The sequence below is a fragment of the Gloeomargarita sp. genome, from assembly GCF_053491055.1.
In genome coordinates, this window is record NZ_JBRCEP010000070.1 from 1 (window position 1) to 20158 (window position 20158).

At 57.6% G+C, this 20158-nt stretch carries 19 protein-coding genes; 15 read left to right on the top strand and 4 right to left on the bottom strand.

From position 1 onward, the window contains the following. Positions 1–357: 357 nt before the first annotated feature. Both ACWISF_RS07650 and ACWISF_RS07655 read right to left on the bottom strand, forming a co-directional pair. Positions 358–1356: a DUF3086 domain-containing protein gene (locus ACWISF_RS07650; RefSeq protein ID WP_448380991.1), complete on the bottom strand. Its 999-nt coding sequence runs from the start codon at positions 1354–1356 to the stop codon at positions 358–360. Next, positions 1356–1748, bottom strand: a complete 393-nt coding sequence (locus ACWISF_RS07655) for a DUF3119 family protein (RefSeq protein ID WP_448380992.1) — start codon at positions 1746–1748, stop codon at positions 1356–1358. Before ACWISF_RS07655 ends, ACWISF_RS07650 begins: the two co-directional genes overlap by 1 nt. Positions 1749–1881: 133 nt before the next feature. On the opposite strand from ACWISF_RS07655, the gene ACWISF_RS07660 reads away from it, so the two are divergent. From ACWISF_RS07660 to ACWISF_RS07680, 5 genes are all read left to right on the top strand, one after another. Further along, entirely contained in the window at positions 1882–2859 is a 978-nt protein-coding gene (locus ACWISF_RS07660) for a hypothetical protein (RefSeq protein ID WP_448380993.1), read from the top strand. A gap of 146 nt (positions 2860–3005) precedes the next feature. Beyond that, on the top strand, positions 3006–5600 hold the full coding sequence (gene clpB / locus ACWISF_RS07665; RefSeq protein ID WP_448380994.1) for an ATP-dependent chaperone ClpB: 2595 nt from the start codon (positions 3006–3008) through the stop codon (positions 5598–5600). A 76-nt stretch (positions 5601–5676) separates the two neighbouring features. After that, entirely contained in the window at positions 5677–6096 is a 420-nt protein-coding gene (locus ACWISF_RS07670) for a photosystem I reaction center subunit II PsaD (RefSeq protein ID WP_448380995.1), read from the top strand. A 457-nt stretch (positions 6097–6553) separates the two neighbouring features. Next, positions 6554–7525, top strand: a complete 972-nt coding sequence (locus ACWISF_RS07675) for an MlaD family protein (protein WP_448380996.1) — start codon at positions 6554–6556, stop codon at positions 7523–7525. 47 nt (positions 7526–7572) lie between these two features. After that, on the top strand, positions 7573–8472 hold the full coding sequence (locus ACWISF_RS07680) for a DUF1517 domain-containing protein (RefSeq protein ID WP_448380997.1): 900 nt from the start codon (positions 7573–7575) through the stop codon (positions 8470–8472). On the opposite strand, the gene ACWISF_RS07685 is transcribed toward ACWISF_RS07680, so the two are convergent. Then, on the bottom strand, positions 8441–9103 hold the full coding sequence (locus ACWISF_RS07685) for a bifunctional 4-hydroxy-2-oxoglutarate aldolase/2-dehydro-3-deoxy-phosphogluconate aldolase (protein WP_448380998.1): 663 nt from the start codon (positions 9101–9103) through the stop codon (positions 8441–8443). The genes ACWISF_RS07680 and ACWISF_RS07685 overlap by 32 nt on opposite strands. A gap of 109 nt (positions 9104–9212) precedes the next feature. On the opposite strand from ACWISF_RS07685, the gene rpsL reads away from it, so the two are divergent. The 6 genes from rpsL (at position 9213) to ruvB (ending at position 15027) form a co-directional block, all read left to right on the top strand. Further along, positions 9213–9650 carry a 30S ribosomal protein S12 gene (gene rpsL / locus ACWISF_RS07690; protein ID WP_448380999.1) on the top strand — a complete coding sequence of 146 codons (438 nt, stop codon included), beginning with the start codon at positions 9213–9215 and terminating at the stop codon, positions 9648–9650. Between the two features lie 21 nt (positions 9651–9671). Then, positions 9672–10142, top strand: a complete 471-nt coding sequence (rpsG, locus tag ACWISF_RS07695) for a 30S ribosomal protein S7 (RefSeq protein WP_448381000.1) — start codon at positions 9672–9674, stop codon at positions 10140–10142. 81 nt (positions 10143–10223) lie between these two features. Next, entirely contained in the window at positions 10224–12341 is a 2118-nt protein-coding gene (fusA, locus tag ACWISF_RS07700) for an elongation factor G (protein ID WP_448381001.1), read from the top strand. A gap of 21 nt (positions 12342–12362) precedes the next feature. Beyond that, complete coding sequence (tuf, locus tag ACWISF_RS07705) at positions 12363–13592, top strand: elongation factor Tu (protein ID WP_448381002.1); 1230 nt, start codon at positions 12363–12365, stop codon at positions 13590–13592. Between the two features lie 56 nt (positions 13593–13648). Continuing rightward, on the top strand, positions 13649–13972 hold the full coding sequence (gene rpsJ / locus ACWISF_RS07710) for a 30S ribosomal protein S10 (protein WP_448381003.1): 324 nt from the start codon (positions 13649–13651) through the stop codon (positions 13970–13972). 2 nt (positions 13973–13974) lie between these two features. Beyond that, a complete protein-coding gene (ruvB, locus tag ACWISF_RS07715; RefSeq protein WP_448381004.1) occupies positions 13975–15027 on the top strand; it encodes a Holliday junction branch migration DNA helicase RuvB in 1053 nt (350 codons plus the stop codon). On the opposite strand, the gene dnaA is transcribed toward ruvB, so the two are convergent. Continuing rightward, a complete protein-coding gene (gene dnaA / locus ACWISF_RS07720; protein WP_448381005.1) occupies positions 15024–16382 on the bottom strand; it encodes a chromosomal replication initiator protein DnaA in 1359 nt (452 codons plus the stop codon). The two genes, ruvB and dnaA, sit on opposite strands and share 4 nt — an antisense overlap. Before the next feature lie 144 nt (positions 16383–16526). On the opposite strand from dnaA, the gene rpmH reads away from it, so the two are divergent. From rpmH to leuS, 4 genes are read left to right on the top strand one after another with little or no spacing between them, the layout of a single operon-like run. After that, on the top strand, positions 16527–16667 hold the full coding sequence (gene rpmH / locus ACWISF_RS07725; protein WP_448381006.1) for a 50S ribosomal protein L34: 141 nt from the start codon (positions 16527–16529) through the stop codon (positions 16665–16667). A gap of 1 nt (position 16668) precedes the next feature. Further along, positions 16669–17040, top strand: a complete 372-nt coding sequence (gene rnpA, locus ACWISF_RS07730) for a ribonuclease P protein component (protein WP_448381007.1) — start codon at positions 16669–16671, stop codon at positions 17038–17040. Next, positions 17012–17410: a PH domain-containing protein gene (locus ACWISF_RS07735; protein WP_448381008.1), complete on the top strand. Its 399-nt coding sequence runs from the start codon at positions 17012–17014 to the stop codon at positions 17408–17410. Before rnpA ends, ACWISF_RS07735 begins: the two co-directional genes overlap by 29 nt. Continuing rightward, positions 17407–19971 carry a leucine--tRNA ligase gene (gene leuS / locus ACWISF_RS07740; protein ID WP_448381009.1) on the top strand — a complete coding sequence of 855 codons (2565 nt, stop codon included), beginning with the start codon at positions 17407–17409 and terminating at the stop codon, positions 19969–19971. Before ACWISF_RS07735 ends, leuS begins: the two co-directional genes overlap by 4 nt. The last annotated feature ends 187 nt before the right edge of the window (positions 19972–20158 follow it).

The window sequence follows — 20158 nt, forward strand, 5'->3', positions numbered from 1 at the left end:
CGATTTAAACCCGATTGAGCATCAATGGCATAGAATCAAGCAAAGAGTTAGAAAAACTATGACATCCACAACCCAAAACCTTCATGACATCATCGATTCAGTCATCTGCTCTATATGTCAACCTTTGCCTGCTTAGCTATAAAACTTGGGGGTTACGCCAAAACCTGCACCCATAGCCATCCCCAACAATGACGCATTACGCAACCGGTTCTTAGAAAAACCAGCCTCTCACCCACGGCCTGTGGGATTCTTTTTCAATCTCCAAAAGAATTGGGATAGCCCCGTGATCTAAAGGATGGCCATAACCAAAACATTGGTTGCAGGGTTCAATACTCCGGAACTAACACAATCTAAACACTAAAACAATTTGAAATCGAATTCATCGTCTTCCATCTGCCGCTGCCGCATCTTTTTGGGGTCAGGGGCAAAGGTCAACCACAAGGGAAACTGCAACAAGGCCACCGGCACCGTACCATCGCCCTCATCCATCACGATAAAAGGCACCAAATCCTCCCGTTCCAACCGATCCGCCTTTTGGGCCAGCGCCTCCGGCGACTCAAAGAGCAAAATGCCACCTTCTGCCCCAAAGTCAGACCGACTGATGCCCAGGCAGTCCTGTAAACCCCGCCGCCATTCCCCCAGCCGTTCCGGGCCATTGGCCAGTACCAACACCCGCAGGTCAACGTCATACAGTTGCCGCAGGATGGAAATAATTGCCGCCGCAACCAGGATGTTTTGCAGCCGACTGCCCAGACTCCGCAGGGCGCCGCGGCCCCCCTGTTCCAAAAACCAGCGGCGCACCCGTTCTTCGTGCACCGGCTCGAAGGTACGGCGCAACTGCCAGGCCGGGCCGTAGTAATCCGGTTGGGTGCGGTACTGCTCTAGGCATTCCTCGATGACCTCCACCTGGTCGGCGTAGGTGGCCGCGGCCAGTTTCAAAGGAGCGGGTTTGCCAGAACGGGCCGGGGGGGGTTCCGGTTCCGCCGCTGGCGCCGCAGGGGGCGTGGGCAACAGGGGCAATTCCTCCACACTGGCAACCAACTCCTGCAAGGCCCCCCGCAGGTAATCCTTGAACCCCTGCACCCGCACCGCAATATCCTGAGAAGCCCCGGCAAAAGTTGAGCGCATTTCCTTTTGGATGCGTTCCTGCCGCCGTTCCAACTGTTCGATGCTAAGATGCAGTTTCTGCCTGCGTTCTTCTAACTCCCGCAATGCCTGGGGCAGGAATTGTTGCCATTGGGTTTGCACCTGTTGAAGTTGGTTTTGCCAGTCCGCTTTTTCCGCCTGCAACCGGGCAATCTCCGCCTGCAATTGTTGAATTTGCGCTTCCAGAGCAGCTACATCCAAAGGTTCCATCAATGGGTTTCTCTAGGGGGACAGTAGTGGGTAAGATAGCGGCGCAGGGCCACCGGGTCAAACAAAACCGGGACAAAATGGATGCGGTTGTTCTCGCGGAAAAATAGAATCACCGGCAGACCCGGCCAAAACAGATACCAATCCTGCCAGTCTGAGTAGGGAAATTCCCGGAGCGGTTGGCCCTGGCGGGTCAAGACCACCGCCGTTTCCGTAAACGTCCAGCGCAATACCGTCGTCTGCCAACCCAAAAAGACAGCCAGCGCACCCAACCCCAAACCCATCGGCCAAGACCACAGGGCTACGGTTGCACCTATTGCCACCAAACCCACCGCTACCCGATAGTCCGGGTCCAGGGTCAACGGCACGTTCAGGGAATAGGAGGCGGTCTGCATGGGTCGAGGGGGCCTGTGCCTTTTTTAATTGTCTTTTTTTCAATTGTAAAGAAAGTGTAGCCGAAACCGGCGTTGCCCCGCCTGCCCTCTACAATAAAAGCAACCCTTTGTGGCCGTGCGGTCGGAATAGACGATGTCTCTTACTCCCCAAGAAGCGATTGCTGGGATCAAGGTGCTGATCTTCATGGCCCGTGCCGACGGCATTTTTCGGGCGGAGGAGGAGCAAATTCTCCTGGAAACCTGTGAAACCCTAGGCTTGCCTCCAGAAGTCTCCCTGCTGGATTTGGTGCGGGAAGATATTGACCTGGAAGCCGAACTGGCGCAGATTACTACCCCTGCTGCCCGCGAGCAGGTGTATGCCGCCGCTTTGGCCCTGGCCTGTGCCGACCGCAACCGTTCGCCGGAAGAGCGGGAAGTGCTGGTGCGCATCCGCAACGCTTTTGGCGCCACCCCCGCCAAAACCGACCTGGTGCAGCGGTTTTTAGATGACGCTCGCAACACTCTGTTACCGGCGGACATTGCCCCCATTGACGACCCGGTCGAGCGGGAGAAAACCATTGACCAGGTGATCCAAAACTACGCCATTTTTACCGCCGTGCTGGGGGCTTTTCCCATCCCCGGCGTGGCCTTGGTGGTGGATATTGCCATTCTCACGTTTCAACTGAAGATGATTGAAGAAATTGGCCGCTACTGGGGCTACACCACCAACCGTAGGGACGCCGAACTCCTGCGCGACGGCATGGTGGGGGGCATGGGGCTATCTCTATTTCGGATCGCAGTCAGCAATGCCGCCAAACTCATTCCCGGCTGGGGCAGTGTGGTGGGAGCTTCCCTCTCCTATGCCTCCACCTGGGCGTTTGGCAAAGTCGCCAACCAGTACTACGCCTCCGGAGGTAAATTGGATGCCCAAGCCCTGCAAGCTGCCTTCCGACAAGCCCGCCGTGAAGGGGAACAAAAATACCGGGAAAACCGAGCCTACATTGAACAAAAACAACGGGATTACGCCCAGCACATTACCGCCTTGAATGAACAATTCAAACAAGGCCTCCTCACGCAGGATCAATACCAAGCAAAACTCACCGAATTAGAGCAGCAACTGGGGCGCAACTAACACCAGAAATGGGCAAGCGCGGCGATGCCTTACCCCGGTTCGGAAGATTGCCCTGGGACATACGGATGACCACACCTAACCCTGCCAATCCCGGCTCTATACTGGTAAAAGATTCCCGAAAAACTGATGACCTTTGGTGATTTCCTATGCAACCCAATGACCCAAATAAATTTACCGAAAGCGCCTGGAGTGCCATCGTCCAAGCGGTAGAACTGACCAAACAATACCAGCAACAACAAATCGAATCGGAACATTTATTATTGGCGCTCTTAAACGCAGAAGGTCTGGCCAATAGCATCCTGCAACGGCTCAACATCAATCCCCAACAGTTGCGGGACAAAGTGGAAGCCCTCGTGCGCCGCAACCCCAAAATTACCGGTGGGGATGGGCAGGTTTACATCGGCAATAGTTTAGATAAACTGCTCGACCGGGCGGAACAATATCGGCAAGAATTTAAGGATGATTTTATTGCTGTTGAGCATTTGGTATTGGCCTACACCCAGGACGACCGGTGCGGCAAAAAATTGTTCCAGGAATTTGGGGTCAGCGGGGATCGCAAATTCAAGGAGGTTATTCAACAGATTCGGGGGAGCCAAACGGTGAAAAGTCGCAATGCTGAAGCCAATTATGAAGCCCTAGAAAAGTATGGCCGTGACCTGACCCGCCAAGCTGCCGAAGGGAAACTGGACCCGGTAATCGGGCGGGATGATGAAATTCGCCGCATGATCCAAATCCTCTCCCGGCGCACCAAAAACAACCCCGTTTTGATCGGAGAGCCTGGGGTGGGGAAAACGGCAATTGTGGAGGGTTTGGCGCGCCGAATTATTAGCGGTGATGTACCCGAATCCCTACAGAATCGGCGGGTGATTAGTTTGGACATGGGGGCGTTAATTGCCGGTGCGAAATATCGGGGTGAATTTGAAGACCGTCTCAAAGCCGTACTCAAAGAAGTGACCAGTTCCGAGGGGCAAATTATTTTGTTTATTGATGAAATTCATACGGTGGTGGGTGCAGGTGCCACCGAAGGAGCGATGGATGCGGGGAATTTACTCAAACCCATGCTTGCGCGGGGAGAACTGCGCTGTATTGGGGCAACCACCCTCGACGAGTACCGCAAATATATTGAAAAAGATGCCGCTTTAGAACGCCGGTTCCAGCAAATTTATGTGCAAGAACCCAGTGTAGAAGATACGATTTCCATTTTGCGGGGGTTAAAAGACCGCTACGAAACCCACCACAACGTGAAAATTTCCGATTCGGCCCTGATTGCCGCTGCCACTTTGTCCAATCGCTACATCAGCGACCGCTTTTTGCCAGACAAGGCCATTGACTTGGTGGATGAAGCGGCTGCCAAATTAAAGATGGAAACTACCTCGAAGCCGGAGGAACTGGATGAAATTGACCGGAAAATTCTCCAGTTAGAGATGGAGCGGTTATCCCTGCAAAAAGATGAAACGGCAAAAGAGCGCCTGCAAAAACTGGAGCGGGAATTGGCAGAATTGAAAGCCAAACAACAGCAATTAAATGCCCAATGGCAAGCGGAAAAAGAAATTCTCGACCAGCGCAAAGCCATCAAAGAAGCCCTCGCCCAAATTGATGTGGAAATTCAGCAGGCGGAGCGGGAATACGACCTGAACCGGGCGGCTACGTTGAAATACGGCAAACGGGCAGAGCTAGAGAAAAAATTGCAGGCCACCGAGCAAAAATTGCGGGAATTGCAAATTTCTGGTACAAATCTTTTGCGCGAGGAAGTAACCGAAGCCGACATTGCCGAAATTATTGCCAAATGGACGGGGATTCCGGTGACCAAATTAGTCGCCTCGGAAAAAGAACGGCTGTTGCATTTAGAAGAAGAATTGCACCGGCGGATCATCGGGCAAGAGGCGGCGGTGACGGCGGTGGCAGAAGCAATTCAGCGTTCGCGGGCGGGGCTATCTGACCCCAATCGGCCAATTGCCAGTTTTATTTTCTTGGGGCCGACGGGGGTAGGGAAAACGGAATTAGCCAAAGCCCTTGCCGAGTACTTGTTTGACACGGAACATGCCCTAGTGCGGATTGATATGTCGGAATATATGGAGCGGCATACTGTGGCCCGGTTGATTGGGGCGCCACCGGGGTATGTGGGCTATGAGGAAGGGGGGCAATTGACAGAAGCGATTCGCCGTCGTCCCTATGCGGTGATTCTCTTTGATGAAATTGAAAAAGCTCACGAGGATGTGTTTAATATCATGTTGCAAATCCTGGACGATGGGCGGTTAACCGATTCCCAGGGACGCACGGTGGACTTCAAAAATACGGTGATCATTATGACCAGCAATCTGGGTTCCCAATACATTCTTGACCTGGCGGGACAACCGGAAAAAGATGAAGAATTGCGCCAGCGGGTATTGGAAATTTTACGGGAAAATTTCCGCCCGGAATTTCTCAACCGGATCGATGAAATCATCATCTTCCAAAGTTTGACCAAACCCCAATTGCGGCAGATTGTCAACCTGCAAATCCAGCGGTTGCAAAAGCGTTTGGCAGAGCAAAAAATCGGCCTCGAACTGACGGAAGCGGCGGTGGATTTTCTCGCCGAGGTGGGTTACGACCCGGTGTACGGGGCGCGGCCCTTGAAACGGGCGATTCAACGCCACCTGGAAACCCTCATCGCCCGCGAGTTGCTCAAGGGCACCTTCCAAGAGGGAGACACGATTCGGGTGGACGTGGTGGCGGAGCGGTTGACCTGCCAGCGAGTGTAAAGCTTTTTCACAGGTTGGTCCGCCTAGGCCAGGGGGATGCTAGGATGCCAACCAGTAACTTGTGTGGAATACCTCTATGACGCTCAATCTGGAAACGCCCGCCCCGATTTTTGGTGGCAGTACCGGTGGTCTGCTCCGCAAAGCTGAAGTGGAGGAAAAGTACGCCATCACCTGGACGAGCAAAAAAGAACAGGTGTTTGAAATGCCCACCGGTGGCGCTGCTATCATGCGTGAGGGGGATAATTTGCTCTACCTGGCGCGCAAAGAACAATGCTTGGCGCTGGGGACACAACTGCGGACCAAATTCAAGATTGACTACAAAATCTACCGCATTTATCCCAACGGGGAAATCCAATATCTGCATCCGGCGGACGGGGTTTACCCGGAAAAGGTCAATGCGGGGCGGCCTTATGTGGGCAAAAAGGACCGGCGGATTGGGCAAAACCCCGAACCTGCCAAGCTGAAATTTACTGGGCAAGAACCCTACGAAGTCTAACCTTGCACTATTGCTTATGTTTGCTGAACGGCCATCCTCGCCAGGGGGTGGCTTTTACTATCTTTTGCGATTTCTACCGCTAGTGGACAGGATACCTTGAGAGCAACCAGGCCCCAAACTCCAACATTAAAAAAATGTGGTTCCCTAGCAACGTTCATAGCTTCGCCGAACCCCCCAAGCTGTTTTCAAGGTTGTGGTTCCTAGCCACTTTTACTAATTAGATGAATTAGATGAGATGAATTAGATGAAGCCGCAGACCACGAGTACGGAACGTTTGCGACACTCACATCTGGCACCCCGGTATTTTGGCGTCAATACATGGCGTTTAGTGATGAGTCTTACATCGTGAGTTCCCCGTCTGTGCCGGTTCCTTTTCGGCGCGGGACCATGCCAAGGCCCGTTGTGTGTACCACGCCAGGCCACCGCTATACTGGAAGAAGCTGTGGGTGCGTTGACCATGACAACCGCCGCCAAACCGTCTCGCCGGCAACGAGAAGGATTTTTGGGTTTGTTCATCTTGGCAACCGTGGCCGCCCTGGTGGGGATGGTTCTTTGGGTGGAAAATGTGACCTTTAACACCAACCGCTACCGTTTCCAGGTGGCTTTTCGCCATGCGGGGGGGCTAAGCGTGGGTGCGTCGGTGCGCCTGCGGGGTGTGGAAGTCGGGCGGGTGGTCGCCATTGAGCCGCAGGTGAATCAGGTGCTGGTGACGGTGGAGATTAGCCGTAACCGTACCCTGATTCCCAAAAACAGCCAGTTTCGCGTCCTCAGCGGTGGGTTGGTAGGGCAGACATTTGTGGACATTCTGCCCCGGCAGGATGTGGATGTGGCAGCCATAGGTGCCGGTCCCCAGAGCCGGGATTGTGACGCGCAGCAGATTGTCTGCCAGGGCACGCAAGTCACGGGTCAAAACAGCCCTGGCTTTGATGACCTGATTCAAGCGACGGCGACCTTGGTGCAACAGTTGGACGATGCGGCCTTGGTCGAGAATCTGGCGGCACTGACCCAGGGGTTGGGCAGCCTGACCAAAGACCTAAAACAGGTGACTCAGGATGCCCGGCGGGCGTTTCGAGAATTGCAAGCAGCAGCGCAACAGGTGGAACAGGCGGGGGTGAAGGTGGGTACGACGGCAGATACCATGACCGGTTTGCTCCGGGCCAATGAACGGACGATCCGCAGCAGTTTGGTGCGCCTGGAGCGCACGCTGGAGACGGCCCAAGCCACCTTCGCGGCCTTTCGCAAGGTGGCGACCGATGTGGATCAAGTCACCGGCGACCCGCAGGTGCGGGAAGACCTCAAACGCCTGATCCGGGGCTTGGGCAAATTGATTTCCCTAGCAGAAGAACTGCGCTTACAGTTAGAACCGCTCGCCCAGGACCTCCCACCCGCGCCCCCGCAACCCAAGGCCGTAGGGCAGTGGGTAGAATAGGTAATGATTGGCTCGCTAAAACGTTCATTCCCCGGATGAGGGTGGTTATGGTAAAGCGTTCTTGGGTACGAATTTTGGGTTTGGTGGCGTTGGTGGCAATTTTGACGTTGAGTAGCGTTTCCCCGGCCTGGGCGGCGCGCACAGGGGGGCGCATCAGCGGCGGTTCGTTTCGGATGCCCACCAGCAGTTACCGCCTGCCCAGCCGCAGCGTCAATCCCAGCTATGGCTACAGCCGCGGCTACTACTACGGCGGGGGCGGGATTGGCTTTCCCCTGTTTACACCCTTTTTTATTGGGGGTGGTGGCCTGCTGTCGGTGGTGTTGCTGGTGAGCGCCGCTGGCTTGATTCTGCAGGCCGTCCAGCGGTTCCAGGAGCAACGGCAGGAAGAAGCCCTGTCAAACCCCAAGGTCACAGTGGCGCAACTCCAGGTGGCCCTCTTGGCGCAGGCGCGCAGTTTGCAAGCGGAACTGACGCAACTGGCACAAACCAGCCGACCCGATACGGCTGAGGGGCGCGCGCAATTGGTCCAAGCGCTGACCCTGGCATTACTGCGTCACCCGGAATACTGGAGCTATGCCTACACCAGTGCGGAAAACGTGCCCCTGACCCAGGCAGAAAGCGAATTTAACCGGCTAGCGTTGCGGGTGCGGGCGCAGGTGCAACAGGAAACCCTGGTCAACGCCACCGTCCAGTCGCCCACCGTACCGTTGCACCAGGACAGGCCCGGCGAATACCTGCTGGTAACCCTGATAGTGGCAACCACCACGCCCGTGAAATTACCGGTGATCCACACCTTGACAGACCTTAAAAACGCCCTAACCACCCTGGGGAGCCTGGGTGCCGACAGCCTCTTGGCCTTGGAAATTCTCTGGTTCCCGCAAGCGGAGGGGGACACCTTGACGCGGGAAGAACTGGTCACAGCGAATCCTTTCCTGCAACCCCTGTAAGCCCCAAGTGGTCCAGCCAAGCGGCCAATTCCCGCACCAGCCCCGCCCAGTCCCGTTGGGAGAACCAGGGTTCTGGGAAGAGGTCGCGGCTGAGCCCCACGGCCAAGGCGCCGGCAGCCAGCAACTCGCCCGCATTCGCCCGAGTCACGCCCCCGGTGGGGATAAGGGGGATATGGCCCAGGGGTGCGCGCAACTGCCGCAGATAGGCCGCCCCTCCGACACTGCTGATGGGAAAGACCTTCACCGCCGGGGCACCCCACTGGTACGCCTGCACAATTTCCGTAGGGGTTAACGCCCCCGGTACCAAGGGCACCCCCGCTGACGTACTGGTGGCGATCAGCCCCCGTTCCGTGTGCGGCGTAAACACAAAATCCACCCCCGCCGCCAAAGCCTGGGCCAAATCCGCCGAGGTCAAAATGGTGCCTGTGCCCACCCAGCAGTCCGGGTAGGCCAACTGCAGCCGGGGAATAATCTGGTGCGCCTCCGGACAGTCCCAGGTAACTTCGATGAATCGTATCCCTGCCTGCGCCAGCACCGTGCCCATCTGGTAGGCCAAGGACGCATCCCCCGCCCGCACCACACCCATCACCCGACAGCGGCGGAGATGTTGCAACCACTCGGCAAACCGCATCCAACCTGACCCAACACCGCTGATCCCCACTTTAGACCGTGGGCGCCCATTTGACAGAGAAACGCCCATCTTGGCATAATGGGCAATTGCTGCTTAAAAATTTTTGGTTATGCCCACCATCCAGCAACTGGTGCGTTCGGAGCGGGAAAGCCTCAAGCGCAAAACCAAATCGCCGGCCTTGAAGGGCTGTCCCCAACGGCGGGGGGTTTGTACCCGTGTGTACACCACCACCCCCAAAAAACCCAACTCCGCCCTCCGCAAGGTCGCGCGGGTGCGTTTGACCTCCGGTTTTGAGGTGACTTCCTACATTCCGGGCATCGGGCACAACTTGCAGGAGCATTCGGTGGTGCTGATTCGGGGCGGTCGGGTCAAGGATTTGCCGGGCGTGCGCTATCACATCATCCGGGGGGCCTTGGATGCCGCCGGGGTGAAACATCCCGGCCAACTTCCGCCCCGCAACCAGGGCCGTTCCAAATACGGGGTCAAACGCCCCAAACCTGGGCAAGCTGCCGCTCCCGCCGCCAAAGGTGGTGCCAAGAAGAAATGAACTTCTTTCCCCATTACGCCTATGTCCCGTCGTCGCCGTGTCAAACGCCGCCCTGTGGCCGCCGACCCCGTGTACAACAGTCGGCTGGTGAACATGTTGGTTTCCCATGTCCTCAAACGGGGCAAAAAACACCTGGCTTACCGGCTGGTCTATGAGGCTCTGGCCACCGTGCAGGAACGCACGGGCAAGGACCCCGTGGAAACCCTAGAGCAAGCGGTACGCAACGCCACGCCCCTGGTGGAGGTCAAGGCCCGGCGGGTGGGGGGTGCCACCTACCAAGTGCCTGTGGAAGTGCGGAGCGAACGGGGGACAACCCTGGCGTTGCGCTGGTTGACCACCTATGCCCGCCAACGCAACGGCAAAACGATGGCGATGAAACTGGCCAGTGAACTCATGGATGCGGCCAACGAAACCGGCGGCGCCATCAAAAAGCGGGAAGAAACCCACCGCATGGCCGAAGCCAACAAAGCCTTTGCCCACTACCGCTATTAGGGCGACTTCCCCAACCGGGCAAAATAACGATAAAATTTGTAACGGACATCTTTGCATTCCTAGGTCATCCAGGAGGAACCCGTGGCTCGAACGACCCCGATTGAACGCGTGCGGAACATGGGCATTGCCGCCCACATTGATGCCGGTAAGACCACGACCACCGAACGCATTTTGTTTTATTCCGGGCTGGTGCACAAGATGGGGGAGGTCCACGAGGGCACCTCGGTCACCGACTGGATGGCGCAGGAGCGGGAGCGGGGGATTACGATTACGGCGGCGGCCATTAGCACCCGTTGGGCCAAACGGGACCCGGACAACCCGGCGCAACCCCTGCCCGGCGCGCCCGAATATGCGATTAATATTATTGACACGCCGGGGCACGTGGATTTCACGATTGAGGTGGAGCGCTCGATGCGGGTGCTCGACGGGGTGATCACGGTGCTGTGCTCGGTGGGGGGGGTACAGCCCCAGACGGAAACCGTGTGGCGGCAGGCCGACCGTTACCGGGTGCCGCGGATTATTTTTGTGAACAAGATGGACCGCTCCGGGGCGAATTTTTACAAGGTGTACGACCAGGTGCGCGACCGGCTGCGGGCCAATGCCGTGCCGATTCAACTGCCGATTGGGGCGGAAGACCACTTCCGGGGTGTGGTCGATCTGGTGCGGATGTGTGGGTTTGAGTATTTTGATGAGATCGGCAAGGACATCCGCAAGGTAGCCATTCCGGCGGAATTGCGCGAGAAGGTGCAGGAGTTTCGGGCAAAGTTGGTGGAAGCAGTGGCCGAAACCGATGATGTGTTGACGGAAAAGTATTTGGAAGGGGAAGAGCTGACGGAAGAGGAAATCCGCACTGCCATCCGCAAGGCGACCATTGCGGGGAAAATGGTGCCCATGCTGTGTGGTTCGGCCTTCAAAAACAAGGGGGTGCAGTTGCTGTTGGATGCGGTGGTGGATTATTTGCCCTCACCGGTGGACATTCCTGCCATTAAGGGGAGGTTGCCGAGCGGTGAAGAGACGGAGCGGCGGGCGGACGACAACGAACCCCTGGCGGCGCTGGCGTTTAAGATCATGTCGGACAAGTTTGGGGATTTGACCTTTGTGCGGGTGTATTCCGGGGTGATGCAGCGGGGCACCTATGCGCTCAATTCCACCAAGGGGAAAAAGGAGCGGCTGTCGCGCTTGGTGGTGCTCAAGGCGGATGAACGGCTGGAGGTGGAAGAGCTGCGCGCGGGGGATTTGGGGGCGGTGTTGGGGTTGAAAGACACCATTACCGGCGATACTCTGTGCGATGAGAACCACCCGGTGATTCTGGAGACCCTGTTTATTCCGGAGCCGGTGATCTCGGTGGCGATTGAGCCGAAAACCAAGGCGGATATTGACAAGCTTTCCAAGGCGTTGCAGGCTTTGGCGAAGGAGGACCCCACGTTTCGGGTGGCGGTGGACCCGGAGACCAACCAGACGATTATTTCCGGTATGGGGGAACTGCATCTGGAAATCCTGGTGGACCGGATGTTGCGGGAATTCAACGTGGAAGCGAACGTGGGCAATCCCCAGGTGGCCTACCGGGAGACGATTCGCAAATCCACGGTGCAAGAGGGCAAGTATATTCGGCAAAGCGGTGGGAAAGGTCAGTACGGCCATGTGGTGATTGAGATTGAGCCGGGGCCGCCGGGGTCGGGGCTGGAGTTTGTGTCCAAGATTGTGGGGGGGGTGATCCCCAAGGAGTACATTCCGGCGGTGGAGCAGGGGGTTCGGGAAGCCTGCGAGGGGGGGATTCTGGCCGGTTATCCGGTGATTGACCTGAAGGTGACGTTGGTGGATGGTTCGTATCACGAGGTGGACTCGTCGGAAATGGCCTTTAAGTTTGCCGGTTCCATCGCGGTTAAGGAGGGGGTCATGAAGTGTGCGCCGGTGCTGCTCGAACCGATGATGAAAGTGGAGGTGGAGGTGCCAGAAAATTATTTAGGTGATATTATGGGTAATCTGAACTCCCGGCGTGGTCAAATCGAGGGTATGTCCTCGGAAGGCGGGGTGGCAAAGGTTACGGCCAAGGTGCCCCTCGCGGAAATGTTTGGCTACGCTACGGACATTCGGTCTATGACCCAGGGCCGGGGGGTCTTTACAATGGAGTTCAGTCACTATGATGAAGTGCCGCGCAACGTGGCCGAAACCATCATCAAAGCAAAAGGGAACGCTTAATTACAGAGGGACAGGACATCCATGGCACGCGCAAAATTTGAACGGACCAAGCCCCACGTGAACATTGGCACCATTGGCCACGTGGATCACGGCAAAACCACCTTGACGGCTGCGATCACCATGACCCTGGCGGCGCAGGGGAAGGCCAAGGCTCGCCGGTACGATGAGATCGATGCGGCGCCGGAGGAGAAAGCGCGGGGGATCACGATTAACACGGCGCACGTGGAGTACGAGACGGAAAAGCGCCACTATGCCCACGTGGACTGCCCTGGCCATGCGGACTATGTGAAAAACATGATCACCGGGGCGGCGCAGATGGACGGGGCGATTTTGGTGGTGGCGGCAACAGACGGCCCGATGCCCCAGACGCGGGAACATATTCTGCTGGCCAAGCAGGTGGGGGTGCCCAATATTGTGGTGTTCCTGAACAAGGTGGACATGGCCGATGACGAGGAACTGCTGGAGTTGGTGGAACTGGAGTTGCGGGAGCTGCTGAGCAAGTACGATTTTCCGGGGGATGAGATTCCCATTATCCGCGGGTCGGGGTTGAAGGCGCTGGAGGTCATGCAGGCCAAACCCAATACGTTGCGGGGTGAGGACCCGTGGGTGGACAAGATTTACGAGTTGATGGATGCGGTGGACGAGTACATCAAGACGCCGGAGCGGGAGATCGACAAGCCGTTTTTGATGGCGGTGGAGGATGTGTTTTCGATCACGGGCCGGGGTACGGTGGCCACGGGTCGGATCGAGCGGGGTCGGATCAAGGTGGGCGAGACGGTGGAGATTGTCGGCCTACGCGAAACCCGCACGGTGACGGTCACGGGTCTGGAGATGTTCCAGAAGACCCTGGACGAGGGGATTGCCGGCGACAACGTGGGGATGTTGTTGCGGGGGTTACAAAAGAGCGATGTGGAGCGGGGGATGGTGATTGCCAAACCCGGCACCATTAAGCCCCACACGGAGTTTGAATCGGAGGTGTACGTGCTAACCAAGGAGGAGGGAGGACGGCACACGCCCTTTTTTGCGGGGTACAAGCCCCAGTTTTACGTGCGGACGACGGATGTGACAGGCACAATTAAGGCCTATACCTCGGACGATGGCAAGAATGTGGAGATGGTCATGCCGGGCGACCGGGTGAAGATGACGGTGGAGTTGATCCATCCGATTGCCATTGAGCAGGGGATGCGGTTTGCCATCCGGGAGGGTGGCCGCACGATCGGGGCGGGTGTCGTGACCAAAATCCTCAACTAGGGGTGGTTTTTGGGGGCCGCGCTCAGGCGGTTCCCTGTTTTCGGGGAGGGATGGCAATGGCACCTTTGACTAAGCAGAAAATTCGGATTCGGTTGCAGGCCTACGACCACCGGTTGTTGGATACTTCCTGCGAGCGGATTATGGACACGGTGAACCGCACGCAAGCCCATGCGGTGGGGCCGATTCCTTTGCCCACCAAGCGGCGGATTTACTGTGTGTTGCGGTCGCCCCACATTGACAAGGACTCGCGGGAGCATTTTGAGCGGCGTACGCACCGGCGGATTATTGATATTTATCAGCCGCAGTCGAAGACGATTGATGCGCTGATGAAGCTGGATTTACCGGCGGGGGTGGACATCGAAGTGAAGTTGCCCAGCTAGGTATGGCGATTGTCTCCTCCCAGGGGGCGGGGGGGCGCCAGCCGCTGTTGCAACCCCAGGTCACGGCGCAGGAGCACCAAGGGGCGCCGGAGGAATCCCTGCGGCCCAGGTCGCTGGCGGAGTATCTAGGGCAGACGGAACTCAAGCAGATGCTCACGATTGCGGTGGCGGCGGCCAAGGGGCGGGGAGAACCTTTAGATCACCTATTGCTTTACGGCCCGCCGGGGTTGGGGAAAACTACCTTGGCGTTGCTGTTGGCGCAGGAGATGGGGCGGCAATGCCATATGACCAGTGGTCCGGCGCTGGAACGCCCGCGGGATGTGTTGGGTCTGCTGGTGAATTTGGCGGCTGGGGATGTTTTGTTTATTGATGAGATTCACCGTTTGCCGCGGGTGGCGGAGGAAACCCTCTATACGGCGATGGAGGATTTCCGGGTGGAGGTGACGGTGGGCAAGGGCACTACGGCGCGCACCCGTTCCTTGACTTTGCCCAAATTTACCTTGGTGGGGGCGACGACCCGCGTGGGCGCTTTGAGTGCCCCTTTGCGCGACCGGTTTGGCCTGGTGCAGCGGTTGCGGTTTTATACGGTGGCGGAGTTGGCGCAGATTATTACCCGCACGGCGCAGTTGTTGGCGGTGGAGGTCACCTGGGAAGGGGCGCTCACCATTGCCCAGCGGTCGCGCGGGACGCCCCGGATTGCCAATCGGCTGCTCAAGCGGGTGCGGGATTACGCCCAGGTGCAGGGGATGCCGGCAATTACCGCGGAGGTGGCGGCCACGGCCTTGGAGCTATTGGCGGTCGATCCCCAGGGTTTAGACGGGGTGGACCGTGCCCTGCTGACGGTGTTGATTGAGCATTTTCAGGGCGGCCCGGCGGGGTTGGAGACCTTGGCGGCTATGACCGGCGAGGACCCGCAGACAATTGAGGATGTGTATGAACCCTACCTGATGCAAATCGGGTATCTCCAGCGCACGCCGCGGGGACGGGTGGCGTTGGCGCCCGCTTGGCTGCATTTGGGTAAACAACCGCCGGAGCAACAGTTACCCCTGCTTTAGTGGCCCAATTCCTGGGCGGAGCGGTGAATCCGGTCTTTGATTTGCGCCAATAACTGGGCAAATTTGGGGTCGCTGTCCCGTTTTTGGGCGATTTTTTCGCAGGCATACAGCACTGTGGTGTGGTCCTTGCCGCCGAAAAACTGACCGATCTGGGGCAGGCTCAAGTTGGTGTATTGCCGCACCAGATACATGGCGACCTGGCGGGGAAAACTCACCTGGCGGCGGCGGCTGCTAAACATCAAATCCTGCACCGAGACCTCAAAGGCGGCAGCCACCATATCCACCACCAATTCCGGGGTGGTTTTGGTCATTTGCACCGGGGAATTGAGCAAATCCGCCACATTTTCCACCGTGATCGCCGCCCCGGAAATAGACGTGTAGGCCAGGGTGCGAATCAGGGCGCCTTCGAGTTCCCGAATGTTGGAGGTATAGCGGGTGGCAATGTAGGTGATCACCTCCACGGGTAAAGACACATTCTCCTGCTCGGCTTTTTTTTGCAAAATCGCCATGCGGGTTTCCAAATCCGGGGCTTGAATGTCGGCAATCAACCCCATCGAAAACCGGGAACACAGCCGTTCTTGCAGGCGGGGAATGCAACTGGGCGGGCGGTCGGAAGCAATCACCACCTGTTTGCCTGCCTCGTGCAGGGCATTAAACGTATGGAAGAATTCTTCCTGCGTATATTCTTTGCCTTCAATGAACTGAATATCATCCACCAACAGCAAATCTGCAGCCCGATATTTCTCGCGAAATTGCTGCATATTATCCCGGCGGATGGCCTCAATTAAGTCATTGGTAAATTGCTCGGTGGAAACATAAAACACCCGCGCTTCCCGGTCAATTTCCAAGCGGTAATGCCCAATGGCCTGCATCAAATGGGTTTTGCCCAAACCCACCCCGCCGCACAAAAACAGGGGATTAAATTCCCGCCCAGGGGATTCGGCCACCGCCAGGGCAGCCGCATGGGCCATCCGGTTGGTCGCCCCCACCACAAAGCGGCTAAAGGTGTACTTGGCATTCAGCGTCTGGCAAGGGGGTTCCGGGGTCGGTTCCCGACGGGGGGACACAGGCGCTGGGGTCGCCGTCGTGACCGGAATAACCTCGCTTTCGGCGCTCTCAATCTCCACCACCAGCGGTTCCCCCCACACCTCCGCCGCCACCGCGCTGATGGTGTTCAGGTAGGACTTGACCAGCCAGTTGCGGGCAAACAGGTTGGGTGCCAGCAACCGCAAACGGTTCTCCGTCAGCGAGTCCGGGCGAATGGTCTTGATCCAGGTCTCAAATGTAGGGCGGCTCAGACGGAGCTGCAATTGCTCCAATACCCGATGCCACCGTGTTTCCAGCGATTCGGTCACGGCAGAAATCAACGTTGCGTGAGGGTGATAGGGATCAGGCTACCCCATTTTTCCCTGGGTGAGTAGCCCCCTAGGGCCTTGACTTGGTTAAGGTTTGTGTGTTAAGTTTTAAGACCTTGTGAAGTTTTCCCTGGGGGATCGGCGATGACCAGGCACACCTTGGAAGGCACTTGTCGCAAGCGCATTCGCCGTTCGGGGTTTCGGGCACGCATGGCCACGCCCGGCGGCAGACGAGTTTTGCGAGCCCGGCGCGCTAAAGGGCGCAAGCGGTTGGCGGTGGCCTAGGGTGGGGTTGCCCCGGTGTTATCGGTTACAGGGTCATCGGGTCTTTGCCGACTTTTACCAGAACCACCAGCAGGTACGGGGGCGCTATTTTCGCCTGCGTTACCGTCCGCATCCGGAGGGAACGGGGGTACAGGTGGCGGTGGTGGTAAGCAGTAAGGTGAGTAAAAAAGCGGTACAACGCAACCGGCTCAAACGGCAAATACGGGCGGCGGTGCGGCAGTTGTTGCCCCTGTGTCGCCCAGGTTGGCAGATGGTCATCGCAGCGCAGCCGGAGGCCTTGACGGGACAGTACTGGGATTTTTTGTCAGAATTAAAACAGCTTTGGCAGCAGGCGGGGATAATCGATGGGCATTCGGGAAGAGGTGATTTTTGAGGGCGGGCCCCACCGGGGGGATTTGCTTTTGAATTTGATTTTGGGGGTGACGGTGGTGTGGTTACCCTTGACGATTGGGGCGGTCACGCGGGCGCTGTGGGTGCGCTACCGGATTACCAACCGGCGGGTCACCGTCACCGGGGGCTGGTTGGGCCGGAGCCGCTCGGATGTGATCTACAGCGAGATGGCGCGGGTGGTGACGATTCCGCGGGGGGTGGGGTTGTGGGGGGATATGGTGATCACCCTCAAAGACGGCAAACGGTTGGAATTGCGCTGTGTGCCTCGGTTTCGGGAGTTGGCAGCCTACATCACCGAACGCCTCGACCCGCAGGCCCGGCAAGCAAGTGGCCCGATTGGACAGGTGACATGAGCGCAGCCCGCTATCAACCGGCAGAACTGGAACCCCGTTGGCAGCAGGTTTGGCAGGCGCAGGGGTTGTATCAAACCCGCCAGGACCCCCAAGCGCCCAAGTATTACGCCCTGTCCATGTTTCCCTACCCGTCGGGGAATTTGCACATGGGCCATGTCCGCAACTACACGATTACGGATGTGATCGCGCGGGTGCGGCGGATGCAGGGGTACCGGGTGTTGCACCCAATGGGCTGGGATGCGTTTGGGTTACCGGCGGAAAATGCGGCGATTGACCGGGGGGTGCACCCAGCTATCTGGACGGCGAACAATATCGCCAATATGCGGCGGCAGTTGCAGGCTTTGGGGTTGAGCTACGACTGGGAGCGGGAAGTGGCGACCTATCAGCCCGAGTACTACCGCTGGACGCAGTGGATTTTTCTCCAGATGTGGCACATGGGTCTGGCCTACCAGCAGGAGGCGCTGGTGAATTGGGACCCGGTGGACCAGACGGTGTTGGCCAACGAGCAGGTGGACAGTCAAGGGCGTTCCTGGCGCTCGGGGGCGCAGGTGGAACAGAAATTGCTCAAACAGTGGTTTTTGCGGATTACCCACTACGCGGACGAACTGCTGCGGGATTTGGATACGTTGACGGGCTGGCCGGAGCGGGTCAAAACCATGCAGGCCAATTGGATTGGGCGTTCGGTGGGGGCGCTGTTGCACTTTCCGGTGGCAGGGCAGGCAGAGACCATTTCCGTATTCACCACCCGCCCGGATACGGTGTTTGGGGTGTCCTACCTGGTGCTGGCGCCGGAACATCCCCAGGTGCTGCGGTTGGTTGACCCTGCCCAAAAAGCGGCGGTGCAGGCCTTTTGCCAGGAACTGACCGCCCGGTCGGCGGCAGAGCGCACGGCGGCGGATCAGCCCAAACGGGGGATGCCTTTGGGCGCGTGGGCCGTGAATCCTTTTAATCAACAGCGGGTGCCGATTTGGGTTGCCGACTATGTGCTGTACGAATACGGTACGGGGGCGGTGATGGGGGTGCCGGCCCACGATGAACGGGATTTTGCCTTTGCCCAGCAGTACGGTTTGCCCATTACACCGGTGATTGCGCCCCCAGGAGCCAACGGGGTTTCTACGTCCCCAACCGCCGCCTACACCGGGCCGGGTATTTTGATCCATTCGGGGGAATTTACCGGTTTAGACAGCGACGCGGCCAAAGAAAAAATCACGCAAGCGGCGCAGGAGCGCGGTTGGGGCGAACCGCGGGTGCAGTACCGGTTGCGGGATTGGCTGATTTCCCGCCAGCGCTATTGGGGGGTGCCCATTCCCATCATCCACTGCGACCGGTGTGGGGTGGTGCCGGTGCCGGAGCAGGATTTACCCGTCCTGTTGCCTGCCCAGGTGACCTTGACGGGGAGAGGGCCGTCGCCTTTGGCGCAACTGGAGGCCTGGGTGCGGGTACCCTGTCCCCAATGTGGTCGTCCGGCGCGGCGGGAAACGGATACGATGGATACGTTTATGGATTCGTCCTGGTACTTTTTGCGGTTTGCCGACCCCCGCAATGACCAGGCGATTTTCGACCCGGCCCGCATCCAGGACTGGCTACCGGTCGATCAGTACGTTGGTGGGATCGAACATGCCATTTTGCACCTACTTTATGCCCGTTTTATTACCAAAGTGTTGCGGGACCGGGGGTTGATTCCGTTTGGGGAACCCTTTACGCGGTTGTTGACCCAGGGCATGGTGCAGGGGCTGACCTACAAAACCATCCACACGGGCAAGTATCTCCCGCCGGACCAAGTGATTGTGGTGCAGGGCGCCTACCGGGATAAGGAAACAGAAGAACCGGTGGCCGTATTCTACGAAAAAATGTCTAAGTCTAAATACAATGGCGTTGATCCCGAACAGGTTTTAGCCAAATACGGTGCGGATACGGCCCGGATGTTTATCCTCTTCAAAGCGCCGCCAGAGAAGGATTTGGAGTGGGATGATGCGGATGTGGAAGGGCAATTTCGGTTTTTGCAGCGGGTGTGGCGGTTGGTGCAGCAGTACCGGGAATCGCCGCCCCAGGGTCAAGGCGAACTGACGCCTGCTGACCGGCATCTACGGCGGGTGATTCACCAGACCGTCCAGGCTGTGACCACCGATACCACTGAGACTTATCAATTCAACACGGCCATTGCCAGTCTGATGAAGCTCACCAATGAGTTGAGCGACTACACGGGCAACCATGCCGCAGTGGTGGCAGAAGGTATTCGGGTGTTGCTGGTGCTGTTAGCGCCCTTTGCACCCCATATCACCGAGGAATTGTGGCATCAATTGGGGCATGAGGATTCCATTCATCAGCAACCCTGGCCGCCGGTTGATGAACAGGCTTTGGTGGTGACAGAAATTCCTTTAGTGGTGCAAGTGATGGGTAAGACGCGGGGAACCATTTCTGTGCCCAGCCAAGCGGATCAAGCGACGTTAGAACATCTGGCCAAAACTTCGGAACTGGGGCAACGGTATTTGCAGGGCAAAACCATCAAAAAAGTTATCTATGTCCCCGGTAAACTGCTCAATTTTGTCCTGGAAGCCTAGCACCAACAGTCAGAGCGGCATTGCATACGAATTCGTGTTGATCACCGATGGCATCTCTGGCATCGTCACTTGGCTAATGCCTTCGTCAATGATAGCCAATCTGGTGGTGACGGGATGGCTTGACCTCCAAGGCCGAAATTGGGTCTTGTTTCCCTGGAACATTAAGTTTTGTGACACGGAGGCAACC